A 14192-nucleotide genomic window follows, 5' to 3' on the forward strand; every position below is an offset into this window, starting at 1 on the left:
GGCCGCGTGCGGGAAAGGCGCTTGGTGGGAGCCGACATGACCGGGTTTTCGAGCGGATTAACAACCGGGATGCGGCCCTTGCACGAGGCGATGCCGGGTTTTGTGCGGTCTTTGATGACCGGCACTTTTGCGCGCTATTTCAGCTCCAGCGTGGTGGCGCTGGGCGCTGATGCGGGCAGCTTTCTGATCCTGCTGCAACTGGGCGTGGCGCCCGCACCGGCCGCGGCGAGCGGCTTCATGGTCGGCGTGGCGGTGCAATGGCTGGTGACCAGCCGGATCATGTTTGCCGATTGCGTGGCAACGCGCGGCCCGGCACGTCGGCGTCAGCAGGCAATGTTTGCCGCCTCGGCGCTGTTCGGGTTGGTGCTGACGACAACCATCGTGGGCGGCGCGGCGGCTTTGGCATTCAACCCCCGGCTGGCCAAGCTGGTGGCGGTTGCGGTCAGCTTTGTCACCACCTCGGCCTGGCGCCACTTGCTGGTGTTCGGCAAGGCGCGGCTGGGTTGACCGGACCAGTGATGGGGCATGTCATGGGGCGGCGGCAGGTGCTGGCGGCGCAGGGGCTGGCGCTGGGATGCTATGCCGCCTGGGTGATCTGGGTCGGCCTGCATCACGAACCGTGGTTTGACGAGATTCAGGCCTGGCTGCTGGCGCGCGACAACAGCCTGGTCACGCTGATCGGGACATATGCACGCTATGAAGGCACGCCGGGGCTGTGGCACGCGCTGTTGTGGCTGGTAATCCGCGCGGGCCTGCCGTTGTCGGCGATCTGGGTGCTGTCGGCGGGGTTTGCCATTGTGGCGGCGGCGATCGTGCTGTGGCGCGCGCCATTTGCGCTGCCGCTGCGGATCGGCCTGCTGGCCACGTGGTATTTCGGGTTTCAATATAGCGTCGTCGCACGTGGCTATTGCCTCGATCTGCTGCTGATTCCGGTGGCGGCGATCCTGTTTGCCGATCGGGTGCGGCGGCCTGTGGCCTATGCGCTGGTGGTCGGGGTGATCGCCAATATCAATGCCTATAGCTTCGTGTTCGCCGGACTGCTTGGGCTCGATCTGCTGGTGCAACTGGTGATCGCGCGCAAGTGGCGCGACGGTCGTGCGCTGGCCGCGCTCGCACTGGCAGGCGGGCTCGGCCTGCTGGCGATGGGCACCGCCTGGCAACCGGCCGACAACGGGTTCATGGCGCAAGTCGCGCCGCTCAAGCAAAATCCGGTGGCGATCGCGGCGGTGTTTGTCGCCAACGCGCTGTTCGACCGCGCCACGCCCTGGAGCGAAGTGCGCGCCGGCGGGCTCAACGTGGTGCTCGGCATGGTGCTGTCGCTGGGATTTCTGGGTCTGGTGGCGCGGTTGGTGCTGGCGGGGCGCGATCGGCTGTTGATGCTGGCCATCCCGGTCGTGCTGATCGTGTTTTCGGGCGTGGTGCTGGCCAGCAGTTGGCACGGCGGCGTGCTGTTCATGGCGGTGGTGTTCGTGCTGTGGACGCAATGGCGCAACCCGGTCGATCTGCCGACGCGGCGCCTGTTGATCGCCGCGCTGGCGCTGCTCGAAATCGGTCAGGCGGTGGAGACGCTGCATTCCGGCCTGCGCGATATTGCCGGTGCCTATTCCGCCGGTCAGCCGGCGGCTGCGGCGGTCATGGCCTGGCGTCAGGGCCACCCCGGCGCGCGGATCGATGCCTTTGGCGGGCAGAGCTTTGAAACGCAGGGCTGGCTGCCGCGCAATGTCTACGCCAACTATCACGAGGGCGCCGCCCATCCGCAATTCGTGCGGTGGAACAAGGATGAACGCTGGCACGGCCTGCCCACCGCCGCCGAATGGCACGCGATGCTGGCCGAACGGCCCGATGCGGTGCTGGCCTCGGTGGTGTGGGTGCCGTTGCCGGTCAAGCAGGACCTGGCCGGGCAGGTCTGCCGATCGGGCTATGCCGTGGCCAGCCGCTTTCCTGCGGCGATGGAATGGCGCGGGGTACCGTCCGACAATTCGCTGATCCTGTTCGAACGCGCAAAATCAGGCGCCTGCGCCCGATGAACAAAGGCCCGGCCGCGTGAGGGGAGCGACCGGGCCTTTTTCGTTACCTGATGATCAGTGCGTCAGAAGTGGTAGGCAACGCCCGCCAGCACCTGATGACGGTCCCATTTGCCCTGGCCTTCGCTCAGGTCGGTGTAGCGGTATTCGATACGGCCGGTGACATGGTCGGTAACCGCCCGTTCAACGCCCGCACCCAGCAGCCAGCCGTTCTGGCTGCCCGAAACATAGGTCGCCAGCGACGGGATCGCGGTGCTTTCACGCACATTGCTGTAACCGGCGCGGACATAGGCCAGCGTCTTGGCGTCAACCAGATAACCGGTGCGCAGCGACAGGTCGATCGAACGCTTGGGATCGATGGTGGTCACGCCGTCGCCAAAGTGCGCGGTGATCGGGAAGTTCAGTTCGGCCTGCGCGCCGACCACCACTTTGGGGGTCAGTTTGTAGTCATAACCCGCAAAGATGCCGAGCGTCCCGGTGTCGCCCTTGGCGTCGAGCGCCGTCGGGCCAGTCGCGGTCTTGGTGTTGTCGACGCTGTTTTCTTCCCAGCCGCCCTGGACACCGATCGACGGGCCGGAAAACGTGTCTGCATGGGCAGCCGAGGCAACAAGCGACGCGGCCGCAACCGCAGCCAAAGCAAGAGTTTTCATGATTTTGGTCCTCATTGTGCCCGGCCGGTTGGGGGGGGATGGCCGGGACAGAACGAGAGATGGGGGCACGATCGGCCGCCAATAAGATGTCAGTTTTGTGACGGATTGTTGCTCGTATGATGTCAATTGAAACCGGTTTGCCGATCACCTGCGGCCATTTGGCCACAGGTTCGCGGTCAGGAAATCGATGAAACTGCGCACCGAAGGCAGCATCCCGCGCGGCAGTGGATAGACCAGGTGGAGCCTGAATTCGCCGGTCGACCAGTCGGGCAGGACATGGCGCAAGCTGCCCTCGGCAATTGCCGGGGCAACGATCATTTCGGGCACCAGCGCAATGCCGATGCCCGCCGACACCGCCGCCAGTTGCACGCTCAGATCGTTGGTCACCAGTCTGGGTGAACCGGTCACGCGCACCGATTGCGCATCATCGGCGTTACCCAGTTGCCAGCGCACCTCGCCATCGAACACCGCATCGTTGCGCGCAATCAACGGCACATTGGCCAGATCGTCGGGGTGGGTCAGCCCGGCGCATTGATCGGTCAGCGCGCGCCCGGCCACCAGAATGCGGCGAACCCGGCCGATTTCGCGGGCGACCAGGCTGGATTCAGGCAGATCCTCGACCCGCGTGGTCAGCGCGATATCCAGATCGTGGTCCAGCGGGTTGATCCACACATCGCCGTGTTCGACGATCACCGTCACTTTGGGATGGTCGGCCAGATAGCGTGGCAGGATCGGGGCGAGGAAGTTCTGCGCGGCCAGCACGCTGCAGCCCAGGCGGACAATTCCGGCAGGTTCGCGTTGCAATTCGGCCACGCTGTCGAACGCCGCGCGGGCGCTGTTGAGCACGGTCTGGCAACCCTGGTGAAAGCGCTGTCCGGCGTCGGTCAACGACACGCTGCGGGTCGATCGATGGATCAGCCGTGCGCCGATGGTTTCTTCGAGGCGGGCCACGCTGCGGCTCAATCGGGACTTTTCGACTCCGGTGGCGCGTGCAGCAGCGGTAAACCCGCCATGCTGGGCGACGGCGGCAAAATGGATGAAATCGTTGAGGTTCATAGGGCATTCACCATGGGGGAAAGGCGCGTCCGCAAGGGGGGAGGACGCCAGGTTTCCTTGGCAGGGCCGGTCTTTTCTTGCAACGCGCCATTGCCTGCCGCGTCTGGCTGGCATGGTGCGGGTCTGATAGGCAGGGGCGATGACACGTCACGATCTGATCACCGATGTGCCCGGCCTGCGCGTCGGCCACGCCACATCCGACCATCACGCCAGTGGCGCCACTGTGCTGGTGTGCGACGGTCTGTGGCCGGCCGCTGCCGATGTGCGCGGCGGCGGGCCGGGCTTGCGCGAGATCGAGGTGATGGCGCCCGAAAACCTGGTGCCGGGCATCCATGCGATCACGCTGGCGGGCGGGTCGGTCTATGGGCTGGCCGCCGCCGATGGCGCGCTGATCGAACTGGCGGCGGCGGGCATCGGGCTGGGCATGGTGCCGGGTGGGCCGCCGGTGCCGATCGTGCCGGGCGCGATCCTGTTCGATCTGAACAACGCTGGCGACAAGGCCTGGGGCACCGCGCCACCCTATCACGAGCTGGGCCGTGCGGCGGCGCGGGCGGCGCTGGCCAGTGCGGATGGCGCATGGTTTGCACAGGGCCGGGTCGGGGCCGGGCGTGGCGCGATGGCGGGGATGCAGCCGGGCGGGGCGGGCAGCGCCTCGATCGCGCTCGAACATGGGCTGGTGGTGGGCGCGCTGGTCGTCGCCAACCCGGTCGGGGCGGTCAGTCCCGAAGGCGGCTGGCGCGCAGGCGAAAGCGATCCGTTTCCCGATTACAGCCGCCTGGCGCAGGCGGGGCGGCTGCAGCCCGGCGCCAACACCACGCTGGCGGTGGTCGCCTGCAACGCGCGGCTCGACAAGGCAGAGGCCAAACGCGTGGCCATGATGGCGCACGACGGGCTCGCCCGGGCAATCCGTCCGGTCCACACGCCCTATGATGGCGATGTGGTGTTTTCCCTGGCCAGCGGCGCGATCGATCTTGCCACGCTGGAGGGCGCGCGGGCATGGTGGCTGGCGCGGATTGGCGCGGCGGCGGCCGATGTGGTGGCACGGGCAATCGTCCGCGCCGTGCAGACCGCCGCCTGAGCGTGCCTATTTCAACGCAAAGCCCAGCGCGCGCAAAGCCGCTTTCAGCCGGTCGCGGCCATTGAGCGCGGCGGCATTGCGCCCGCGCGTGATGATCAGGGCGCGCCAGCCCACCGGTTGCTGGCCATGCGTGGTCTGGAACGCGCGGGCGGTTTCGTCATAGCGGGCGATCGGTTCGCGCTGCGCGTCCAGCGCATACGTTTCGTGATGCAGCACTACCGATTGCGGCAGGCGCGGTTTGACCGCCGCTGGATGCGCCGGATCGGGGTGGCCGACAACCAGCCCGAACACCACCACCGCGCCCTGCGGCAATCCGGCCAGTTCGGCGACCGCTTCGGGCTGGTTGCGCATTGCGCCGATATAGACCGTGCCCAGCCCGAGCGATTCCGCCGCGACCACTGCGTTCTGCGCGGCAAGCGCGGCATCGATCGTCGCTACGGTAAAGCTTTCGAGATAGTCGAACCCTTCATCCGGGGCGCCGGCATCGCGCGCGATCAGCCGGGCGCGGGCGAGATCTGCGACGAACAGCAGGATGACCGGTGCCTGCGCGATATGCCGCTGGCCCCCGGCAAGCTCGGCCAGTCGCGCGCGCTTGGCCGCATCCTCGACCGCGACCACGCTCCACAATTGCAGGTTCGATGATGACGGCGCCGACTGCGCCGCCGCGATCAGCGTGGCCAGCGTGCCGGGCGCCAGCGGATCGGGCAGATAGGCGCGCACCGAGCGATGCGCCAGCAGCCCGGCAATCGTCGGGTTCGAAAAGATCTCGGCGGGATGCTCGGCGCCATAGCGCAGCGTCAGCGCTTCGGCGTCTGGGGAAGTCCGGGGGTCATCAAGTGCCATGGTTGGCCTGTCCTTGTGCGGGGCGGCGCATCATGCGCCATCCGTGTCACCGACCGGTTTCCCGGATCGCCGCGCCGCTGGCAAATTGATATTGCTTGAATGGGGTCAAGCACGCCTTGGTGCTGGCCCGCATAATTCAACTCAGGGCTTGGCAACTCAGGGCTTGGCAACTCAGGGCTTGTACGGCTTCCACGGACGACCGTTGCGTTTGCGGATCGGTTTGCCGCACGCCAGGCATTTTCCGGTGTAATACAGGCCGTCCTTGCGCACGCGATTGCGCAAGGGTTCGTGCTGCCCCCGCAAGCAAAGCAATCTGGCCTTCAATCTGCCCAGCCAGGAAGATGAACCCAAGTGTCCCTCGTTTACCATGGTGCAGTGTGTGGCGCCCTCATGCCGCGAAGGGAAGCACAAATCTGCCCCAACCGATCTCGCTTTTGGACAACCCGGCGCAAATCTGCGGCAGGCCGCGCCAGGGGGCAAAAGGGCGCCATGCGGGCGCGCTAAGGGATCATGCGTATTTCATCGCAGATGTCACACGGTTCATCGTGGCAAGGCCGGAGGTGACGGCATAGGGCGTTGATTCCCTGTTGAATCCTCACGCGGAGTGTGATTCGGTACAGACAATGCGCAAACATCAGCAAAATCTTCGGCTTCCGCGCGAAAGCCTGACCCAGACCCTGGCGCTGATCGTGCTGCTGGTGCTGGGGGCGATTGCGCTGGCCGGCCCCAGCGGCGTGCTGGCGTGGACCGAAAATGCCCATGCGCTGGAACGCAACCAGCGCGAGATTGCGCAACTGACCGCACAGCGCGACCGCCTGCACAACCGGGTCGAATTGCTCGATCCGCGCCATGCCGATCCCGATCTGGTGGGCGAATTGCTGCGCCGCGATCTGAATGTCGCGCATCCCGACGAAGTGATTTTGCCGCGCAAGTGAACCGGGCGTACCTGCCGGGCATTGCGAACGGCGGATGGTGCGCTTACCTCGGGCACGCAACAGGCATCGCCGCGCCGCTGGGCGGTGACAGGCCGAGGAAGGATACCCCGCGATCATGAGCCATGCAGCCGTGCACGACATTGACGATGATGACGACGAACGGCTGGGCAAGCTGCCGGTGCCCGACCATGTGCAGGACGCGATCCGCACGCTGATCCGCTGGGCCGGGGATGATCCGGCGCGTGAAGGCCTGCTGGACACGCCCAAACGGGTGGCGCGGGCGTGGAAGGAATATTGCCAGGGCTATGGCGAAGACCCGGCGATCCACCTCGGCCGCCAATTCGAGGAAGTCGGCGGCTATCACGAACTGGTGCTGTTGAAGGACATCCCGTTCCAGTCGCATTGCGAACACCACATGGCGCCGATCGTCGGCAAGGCGTCGATCGCCTATCTGCCGCGCGACAAAGTGGTCGGCATTTCCAAGCTGGCGCGCGTGCTCAACGGGTATTCACGGCGCCTGCAGATTCAGGAACGGCTGACCAGCGAAGTCGCGCAATGTATCTGGGACAACCTGAAACCGCACGGCGTGGCGGTGGTGATCGAGGCGCAGCATGGCTGCATGACCGGGCGGGGCGTGCGCACGCCGGGCGTGGGGATGATCACCAGCCGGCTGATCGGGGTGTTTCTGGAAGACAACCGCAGCCGCAAGGAAGTGCTGAGCCTGATGGGGTATTGATGGCAGTCTGGCTCGAAGCTCGCGAGAGGGGGAGCGGGCCGGTGCCGACTTCTCGAACCGCCAGGTTCGGGTCAGACACTTAAAGGCCCGGGAAAGCCCTGTCGGAACAGGGCCTTCCCGGAACATTTTCACAGGTGTTCGAGGACGTATTCCGCCGCGCTGACTTTGAAATCGCCGGGCGCTTCGACATGGAGCTGTTCGACCACGCCGTCGTTGATCACCGCGGCAAAGCGCTGACCGCGCAGGCCCAGGCCAAAGCCGGTGCCATCGAGCACGAGATCGAGCGCCTTGGCCAGATCGCCGTTGCCGTCAGCCAGCATCGTGACGTCGGGCGAACCGCTGGCGGCGCCCCAGGCCTTCATCACGAACGGATCATTGACCGCGGTGCAGGCGATTTCATCGACACCGGCGGCCTTGAACGCCTCGGCCTTGTCCACAAAACCGGGCAGATGCTTGGCCGAACAGGTCGGGGTGAACGCGCCGGGCACCGAAAACAGCACCACTTTCTTGCCCGCGAAATAGTCGGTGGTCTGCACCGCTTCGATACCGTCGGCGGTGGCCTTGACCACTTTGACGTCGGGCAGCTTGTCTCCAACCGCGATTGTCATCCCCAATTCCTTTCGTTTTTGCAAAGGCGTGTGGCGGGTTCGCCGCTGTGGCGATCCTGCTCCGTGACGGGATATAGGCCCGGTGTGTGACAGCGCAACCGCACGACCACGGATGGGTGATATAAAGACATCTTTATATTATCGTTCGATGCCGCTAAGGCGCGGATCAACCAACCCGTGTTTTGACCATCTTTATTCCAGGGAGTGCCGCCTCGTGAGCCAGCAGGACTACGTGATCGCCGATATCGGCCTTGCCGATTATGGCCGTGCCGAAATCGCCATTGCGGAAACCGAAATGCCGGGGCTGATGGCCCTGCGCGAAGAATTCGGCGCGTCGCAGCCGTTGAAGGGCGCACGCATCACCGGATCGCTGCACATGACGATCCAGACCGCCGTGCTGATCGAAACGCTGGTTGCACTGGGCGCCGAAGTGCGCTGGGCCACCTGCAACATCTATTCGACGCAGGACCACGCCGCCGCAGCCATCGCCGCAGCGGGCATTCCGGTGTTCGCGATCAAGGGTGAAAGCCTGGCTGATTACTGGGACTATGTCGGTCGCATCTTCGACTGGGACGATGGTTCGGGCCGCACCGCCAACCTGATCCTCGACGACGGTGGCGATGCCACGATGTTTGCGCTGTGGGGCGCACGGATCGAGGCGGGCGACACCCTGCCCGAACCGTCGAATGCCGAGGAAATCGAATTCCAGCGTGCGCTCAAGGCCTTTGTGAAGGCCAAGCCCGGCTATCTGACGATGAGCGTGGCGCACATCAAGGGCGTGTCGGAAGAAACCACCACCGGGGTGCATCGCCTCTATCACATCGCCAAGGACGGCAAGCTGCCGTTCCCCGCGATCAATGTGAACGATTCGGTGACCAAGTCGAAATTCGACAACCTCTATGGGTGCAAGGAATCGCTGGTCGATGCCATCCGCCGCGCCACCGACGTGATGCTGGCCGGCAAAGTCGCCTGCGTGGCCGGGTTCGGCGATGTCGGCAAAGGTTCGGCTGCCAGCCTGCGCAACGGTGGCGCGCGCGTGATGGTCACCGAAATCGATCCGATCTGCGCGCTGCAGGCGGCGATGGAAGGCTATGAAGTCGTCACGATGGAAGAAGCGGTGAAGCGCGCCGACATCTTCGTGACCGCCACCGGCAACGAAGACGTGATCACCGCCGACCACATGAAGGCGATGAAACCGATGAGCATCGTGTGCAACATCGGGCATTTCGACAGCGAAATCCAGATTTCGGCGCTGTCGAACTATATCTGGAAAGAGGTCAAGCCGGGCACAGATCTGGTCGAATTTCCCGATGGCAAGCAGATCATCATTCTGGCCAAGGGCCGCCTGGTCAATCTGGGCTGCGCGACCGGGCACCCCAGCTTTGTGATGTCGGCCAGCTTTACCAACCAGACGCTGGCGCAGATCGAACTCTACACCCGCAACGACCAGTACAAGAACGATGTCTATGTTCTGCCCAAGCACCTCGACGAAAAGGTCGCGGCGCTGCATCTGGAAAAGCTGGGTGTGAAGCTGACCACGCTGACCGAGCGTCAGGCCAGCTATATCGGCGTCAAGCCGCAGGGCCCGTTCAAGGCCGATCACTACCGCTATTGACCGATTTGACCCCGTTCGGTGCCCAATTTCGGCCCGAACGGGGTTCTTCGTTGTAATTCGCGGGCTTCACTTCTAGCCAAGTGCGGATGCTTTTGAACCAAGCCGCATGGGTCGTGATCGGACTGCTGCTAGCCGCGTGGACAGTGGCGGCGGCCTGGGCCGTGCTGGCGGCGCGCGCGCGGCAACGGCGCGCCGATGCCAGCCTGCGGCTGGCGCGGCGGCTGGGACGCATGGTCGAGGATTCCCCGGCGCTACCGATGGTGGTGCGCGCCGATGGCCGCATCGAAGGCCCGGTGCGGCTGGCGGGGTGGTTCGGCTTTGCCGCGATGCCCGGCCATCTGTCCGAACTCGATGCCAGCGCCGATGGGTCTGAACGCGGGTTCGATGAATACCAGTTGTCGCTGCTCAGCGATGCGGTGCGCCGCACGCAGAAAACCGCCGCGCCGTTTCGCCTGACCCTGACCCCGCGCGGCACCGGCAAGGCCCTGGCCGTGCGTGGATATCTGGCCGATCCGCAGATTTCACCGGCCGGCGCCGCGCTGGTATGGTTTTTCGATTTTTCCGAAAGCGAAGAGGAATTGCGCGCGCTGCGTGCCGAAACCGCCGGGGCCCGCGCTGATTTCGCCGGGCTGTCGGGATTGATCGAGGCGGCGCCTTTGCCGATGTGGTTCCGTGGCCCCGATCTGGCACTGCGGCTGGTCAACACCGCCTATGTGCGCGCGGTGGGCGGGCGCAGCGGCGCCGATGTGGTGGCCGCCGGGGCCGAACTGGTCGAACCGGTCGATGGCACGGGGCCGCGCGAAGTGGCCCGTGCCGCGCAAGACCGCCGGGCCCCGATCGAACGCGTGGTGTCGGCGACGATCGGCGGGCAACGCCGCTCGCTGCGGGTGATCGACTTGCCTTTGGGCGAAGACGGCGTGGCCGGCTATGCCGTCGATATCGAGGACATGGAGGAACTTACGCGCCAGTTCCGCCGGTTCCGCGCGGCGCAGCGGCAGATGCTCGACACGATGTCGGCGGCGATCGCGCAGTTCGATGATCGCGGCAATCTGGTGTTCGTCAACCAGCCGTTCCTGCGCCTGTTTGCAATTCCCCCGGCATGGGTGGCCGATACGCCGCCGTTCGACCGCGTGCTCGATCGCATGCGCGATGGTGGGCGCCTGCCCGAAGTGCGCGATTTCCCCGAATGGCGCCGCGAACGCCAGGGCTGGTTCCTCAGCCGCGAAGCGCGCGAGGAACCCTGGCACTTGTCCGACGGCACGCATCTGCGCGTGGTGGCCCAGCCGATGCCCGATGGCGGGCTGTTGATGATATTCGAGGATCGCACCGAACAGTTGCAACTGTCGGCCACGCGCGACACGCTGTTGCGCACCCGCACCGCGACATTCGACAACTTGTTCGAATCGCTGGCAGTGTTCGGCCCCGACAGCAAGCTGCAACTGTGGAACCGGCGCTTTGCCGCCGACTGGGGCCTGGATGAAGACATGTTGGCCAAACATCCGCGCGCCGATGTCATCCTGTCGCATATCGCCGGAAAACTGCGCCGACCCGCACAAGTCGCCACGATCGGCCAGGTGATCGAGGCGGCCACGCTCGAACGGCGGCAGCAGACCGGGCGGCTGGCGCTGGCCGACGGGCGCCATCTGGCCTTTGGCGGGGTGCCTTTGCCCGATGGCAATGGCCTGCTGACGGTGCTCGACATCACCGATTCGCAAAAGGCCGAGACGATGCTGCGCGAACGCAACGCCGCGCTGGTGGAGGCCGATGCGGTCAAGACCCGCTTTATCGCCAACATGAGCTACGAATTCCGCACGCCCCTGACGTCGATCCGGGGCTTTGCCGAAATGCTCGACGGCGGGCTGGCGGGCGATCTGCCCGAACAGGCGCACGAATATGTCACTGCGATCCTGACCTCGGTCGAGCGGTTGAGCGAACAGATTGAAACGGTGCTCGACCTGTCACAGGGCGAAGCGGGCACTTTGCCGGTCGCGCGCGATGCGGTGGCGCTGTTCCCGTTGTTGACCGAGGTGGTGCAGGAACGCGCCGACCAGATCGGGCAAGGGCAGTTGTCGCTCGATCTGCGCGGCAGCGATGCGATCGGGTCGGTCACCGGCGATGCGCGGCGGTTGCGCCGTGCGTTCGGCCATTTGATCGACAACGCGATTGCCGCGACCCCGCCGGGCGGGCGCATTCTGGTCGATTGTGCGCGGCGCCCGGATCGCAAGGTGCAAGTGGTGGTGTCCGACAATGGACGCGGGATGGAACCGGCGCAGCTTGCCCGCGCGCTCGAAGGGCTGACCATCGGGGCCGATGGCCGCAATATCGAACGCCGAGCGGGGCTCGGCCTGCCGCTGGTGCGTCAGTTGATCGAGGCACATCAGGGCACGATCGAGTTGATGTCAGAGCCGGGGCAGGGCACCAGCGCAGTGATCGTGCTGCCATGACCATCATCGATCTGCCCGATGTGGCCGCCACCGGAGCCTTGGCCGCACAGATTGCGGCGGCCTTGGCGCCGGGCGATGTGGTGGCGTTCCATGGCGGGCTGGGCGCGGGCAAGACCACGCTGGCGCGCGCGATCCTGGCCGCGCTGGGCCACCGCGGCGAAGTGCCGTCGCCGACATTCGCGATCATCGAGATCTACGATCCACCGGGTGTGCGTCTGCCGGTGGTGCACGCCGATTTCTACCGCCTGTCCTCGCCGGCCGAGGCCGACGAGATCGGGCTTGATGACTATCGCCAGGGCGCTGCGCTGCTAGCTGAATGGCCCGATCGGGCGGGCGGTTTCGTGCATGAGCCGGGTTGCCTGACGATCCGCATGGAAACGTGGGAAAACGGGCGGCGGGCCATTGTCGAGCCGGGGCGGCTTTGGCAAGAACGCGGGCTATGGACCTGACCATTCCCGAAGACGCCGCCGCTTTTCTGAAGCGCGCCGGCTGGGCCGATGCGGCCATCGATCCGCTGCCCGGCGATGCCTCGTTCCGCCGCTATTTCCGTGTGCGCAAGGCCGACGGCAGCGGTGCCATGCTGATGCACGCGCCGCCGCCGCGCGAAAATCCCGCGCCGTTCCTTCGCGCAGCCCTGTGGCTGGATGGCAACCGCATGCGCGCGCCGATCATCCTGGCCGACGATGCCGAAGCGGGCTTTGTGCTGATGGAAGATTTCGGCGACGTGCGCATGCGCGAATATGTCGATGCCTGGCCCGATGACGAAATGGCGGTCTATCGCGCCGCGATCGACGCGCTGCTGGCGCTGCATCGGCTGCCGCCGGGGCCCTTCACCGACTATTCGCTGGGCGAATATGTGCGTGAAGTGCGGCTGTTTACCGACTGGTACTGCCCGGCGCGCGGGCTCTATATCGACGGGCGCGGCTGGACCGCCGCGTGGGAAGAGGTGCTGGCCCCGCTGTTGCCGCGCCAGCGCCCAGGGGTGACGGTGCTGCGCGACTATCACGCCGAAAACATCATGCTGCTGGGCGATCTGGGACGGCAGGGGTTGCTTGACTTTCAGGATGCGCTGGTCGGGCATCCGGCCTATGATCTGGTTTCGCTGTTGCAGGATGCGCGGCGCGACGTCTCGCCGGAACTCGAAAGCGCGATGTTCGATCACTATTGTCAGGGGGCTGCCGCAACGTCGGGCGGGGCGTTCGATGCCGAAACGTTCCTGGCCGACTATGCGCGGCTGGGTGCGCAGCGCAACGCCAAGATCATCGGCATTTTCGTGCGGCTATGGAAACGCGATGGCAAACCGCGCTATCTCGACCTGATCGCGCGGGTCTGGTCGCAGCTTGAACGCGATCTGGCCCATCCCGCGCTGGGTCCGGTGGCGGCGTGGTTCGATGCCAACATTCCCGCCGAATTGCGCGATCCGGCCGGTGTCCTGGGGGGACCGTTCACGTCATGAGCACGCCTGCAACGCACCCCCTGTCGGGTGGCCCGCTGGTCAGCGATGTGGCCATGCTGCTCGCCGCCGGCATCGGCAAGCGCATGCGTCCGTTGACCGCGTCCCGGCCCAAGCCGCTGGTGCGCGTCGCGGGCAAGCCGCTGATCGATTATGGCCTGGACAAGCTGGTCGAGGCGGGCGTGGCGCGCGCGGTGGTCAATGTGCATTACCTGCCCGATCAACTGATCGCGCACCTGCACGGCCGCAAGGCGCCGCAGATCGCCATTTCCGACGAGACCGACGGCTTGCTCGAAACCGGCGGAGGCATGGTGCGCGCGCTGCCGCTGATCGCGGCGGACACGTTTTTCTGCCTTAACACCGATGCGATCTGGCTGGATGGGCCGCGCAACGCGTTTTCCGCGCTGAGCGATGCCTGGGATGAAGACCGCATGGATGCGCTGTTGCTGGTGGTCAGCCATGCCCAGGCGCACAATTTCGCGGGCCTGGGCGATTTTCACCTCGATCCGCTGGGCCGGATTTCGCGGCGCAAGCCTGGGCGCGTGGCGCCGTTCATCTACACCGGCATCCAGATCGTGTCGCAGCGGCTGTTGCGCGATGCACCCGCAGGCGCGTTTTCGACCGGCGTGCTGTGGGATCGCGCGATTGCCGAAGGGCGGCTTTACGGGCTGTCGCACACCGGGCTGTGGTTCGAAGTCGGCACCCCGGCAATGATCGGACCGACCGAAGCGGCCCTGACCGGCGCCTGAT

Annotated in this window: 14 protein-coding genes; 10 read left to right on the forward strand and 4 right to left on the reverse strand. The window is 65.7% G+C overall.

What is annotated here, in order from left to right:
* Positions 1–36 precede the first annotated feature (36 nt).
* Both AQZ49_RS00065 and AQZ49_RS00070 read left to right on the forward strand, forming a co-directional pair.
* Positions 37–507: a GtrA family protein gene (locus tag AQZ49_RS00065; RefSeq protein WP_231738522.1), complete on the forward strand. Its 471-nt coding sequence runs from the start codon at positions 37–39 to the stop codon at positions 505–507.
* Positions 504–2027: a hypothetical protein gene (locus AQZ49_RS00070; protein ID WP_156428055.1), complete on the forward strand. Its 1524-nt coding sequence runs from the start codon at positions 504–506 to the stop codon at positions 2025–2027. Before AQZ49_RS00065 ends, AQZ49_RS00070 begins: the two co-directional genes overlap by 4 nt.
* Before the next feature lie 62 nt (positions 2028–2089).
* Here the strand turns inward: AQZ49_RS00070 and AQZ49_RS00075 are convergent, their stop codons facing one another.
* Entirely contained in the window at positions 2090–2674 is a 585-nt protein-coding gene (locus AQZ49_RS00075; protein ID WP_082701229.1) for an outer membrane protein, read from the reverse strand.
* 144 nt (positions 2675–2818) lie between these two features.
* The gene (locus AQZ49_RS00080; protein WP_067611114.1) at positions 2819–3730 is read right to left on the reverse strand and encodes a LysR substrate-binding domain-containing protein; all 912 of its coding nucleotides are present in this window, start codon (positions 3728–3730) and stop codon (positions 2819–2821) included.
* 139 nt (positions 3731–3869) lie between these two features.
* Between AQZ49_RS00080 and AQZ49_RS00085 the strand changes: the two genes are divergently transcribed.
* Positions 3870–4808 carry a P1 family peptidase gene (locus tag AQZ49_RS00085; RefSeq protein ID WP_067611117.1) on the forward strand — a complete coding sequence of 313 codons (939 nt, stop codon included), beginning with the start codon at positions 3870–3872 and terminating at the stop codon, positions 4806–4808.
* A gap of 6 nt (positions 4809–4814) precedes the next feature.
* Here AQZ49_RS00085 and AQZ49_RS00090 read toward each other — a convergent pair whose 3' ends face one another.
* Positions 4815–5651: an NADPH-dependent oxidoreductase gene (locus AQZ49_RS00090; RefSeq protein ID WP_067611120.1), complete on the reverse strand. Its 837-nt coding sequence runs from the start codon at positions 5649–5651 to the stop codon at positions 4815–4817.
* A 623-nt stretch (positions 5652–6274) separates the two neighbouring features.
* On the opposite strand from AQZ49_RS00090, the gene AQZ49_RS00095 reads away from it, so the two are divergent.
* The gene (locus tag AQZ49_RS00095; protein WP_067611122.1) at positions 6275–6586 is read left to right on the forward strand and encodes an FtsB family cell division protein; all 312 of its coding nucleotides are present in this window, start codon (positions 6275–6277) and stop codon (positions 6584–6586) included.
* Between the two features lie 115 nt (positions 6587–6701).
* On the forward strand, positions 6702–7322 hold the full coding sequence (gene folE / locus AQZ49_RS00100) for a GTP cyclohydrolase I FolE (protein WP_067611125.1): 621 nt from the start codon (positions 6702–6704) through the stop codon (positions 7320–7322).
* 128 nt (positions 7323–7450) lie between these two features.
* Here folE and AQZ49_RS00105 read toward each other — a convergent pair whose 3' ends face one another.
* The gene (locus AQZ49_RS00105; RefSeq protein ID WP_067611128.1) at positions 7451–7930 is read right to left on the reverse strand and encodes a peroxiredoxin; all 480 of its coding nucleotides are present in this window, start codon (positions 7928–7930) and stop codon (positions 7451–7453) included.
* A 214-nt stretch (positions 7931–8144) separates the two neighbouring features.
* On the opposite strand from AQZ49_RS00105, the gene ahcY reads away from it, so the two are divergent.
* The 5 genes from ahcY (at position 8145) to AQZ49_RS00130 (ending at position 14191) form a co-directional block, all read left to right on the forward strand.
* A complete protein-coding gene (gene ahcY / locus AQZ49_RS00110; RefSeq protein WP_067611131.1) occupies positions 8145–9545 on the forward strand; it encodes an adenosylhomocysteinase in 1401 nt (466 codons plus the stop codon).
* Positions 9546–9631: 86 nt separating this feature from the next.
* On the forward strand, positions 9632–11989 hold the full coding sequence (locus AQZ49_RS00115; protein ID WP_067611134.1) for a sensor histidine kinase: 2358 nt from the start codon (positions 9632–9634) through the stop codon (positions 11987–11989).
* Positions 11986–12438 (forward strand): tRNA (adenosine(37)-N6)-threonylcarbamoyltransferase complex ATPase subunit type 1 TsaE, encoded by a 453-nt coding sequence (gene tsaE, locus AQZ49_RS00120; protein ID WP_067611137.1) that lies wholly within the window; start codon positions 11986–11988, stop codon positions 12436–12438. Before AQZ49_RS00115 ends, tsaE begins: the two co-directional genes overlap by 4 nt.
* Positions 12429–13445: an aminoglycoside phosphotransferase family protein gene (locus tag AQZ49_RS00125; protein ID WP_067611140.1), complete on the forward strand. Its 1017-nt coding sequence runs from the start codon at positions 12429–12431 to the stop codon at positions 13443–13445. Before tsaE ends, AQZ49_RS00125 begins: the two co-directional genes overlap by 10 nt.
* Positions 13442–14191, forward strand: a complete 750-nt coding sequence (locus AQZ49_RS00130; RefSeq protein ID WP_067611143.1) for a nucleotidyltransferase family protein — start codon at positions 13442–13444, stop codon at positions 14189–14191. Before AQZ49_RS00125 ends, AQZ49_RS00130 begins: the two co-directional genes overlap by 4 nt.
* Position 14192 lies beyond the last annotated feature (1 nt).

The organism is Novosphingobium sp. FSW06-99 (assembly GCF_001519065.1).
Lineage (GTDB): Bacteria > Pseudomonadota > Alphaproteobacteria > Sphingomonadales > Sphingomonadaceae > Novosphingobium.

Coding starts and splice junctions, on each gene's coding strand:
- AQZ49_RS00065 (WP_231738522.1), top strand. CDS start 37: ATGACCGGGTTTTCGAGCGGATTAACAACCGGGATGCGGCCCTTGCAC.
- AQZ49_RS00075 (WP_082701229.1), bottom strand. CDS start 2,674: ATGAAAACTCTTGCTTTGGCTGCGGTTGCGGCCGCGTCGCTTGTTGCC.
- AQZ49_RS00080 (WP_067611114.1), bottom strand. CDS start 3,730: ATGAACCTCAACGATTTCATCCATTTTGCCGCCGTCGCCCAGCATGGC.
- AQZ49_RS00085 (WP_067611117.1), top strand. CDS start 3,870: ATGACACGTCACGATCTGATCACCGATGTGCCCGGCCTGCGCGTCGGC.
- AQZ49_RS00090 (WP_067611120.1), bottom strand. CDS start 5,651: ATGGCACTTGATGACCCCCGGACTTCCCCAGACGCCGAAGCGCTGACG.
- AQZ49_RS00095 (WP_067611122.1), top strand. CDS start 6,275: ATGCGCAAACATCAGCAAAATCTTCGGCTTCCGCGCGAAAGCCTGACC.
- folE (WP_067611125.1), top strand. CDS start 6,702: ATGAGCCATGCAGCCGTGCACGACATTGACGATGATGACGACGAACGG.
- AQZ49_RS00105 (WP_067611128.1), bottom strand. CDS start 7,930: ATGACAATCGCGGTTGGAGACAAGCTGCCCGACGTCAAAGTGGTCAAG.
- AQZ49_RS00115 (WP_067611134.1), top strand. CDS start 9,632: ATGCTTTTGAACCAAGCCGCATGGGTCGTGATCGGACTGCTGCTAGCC.
- tsaE (WP_067611137.1), top strand. CDS start 11,986: ATGACCATCATCGATCTGCCCGATGTGGCCGCCACCGGAGCCTTGGCC.
- AQZ49_RS00125 (WP_067611140.1), top strand. CDS start 12,429: ATGGACCTGACCATTCCCGAAGACGCCGCCGCTTTTCTGAAGCGCGCC.
- AQZ49_RS00130 (WP_067611143.1), top strand. CDS start 13,442: ATGAGCACGCCTGCAACGCACCCCCTGTCGGGTGGCCCGCTGGTCAGC.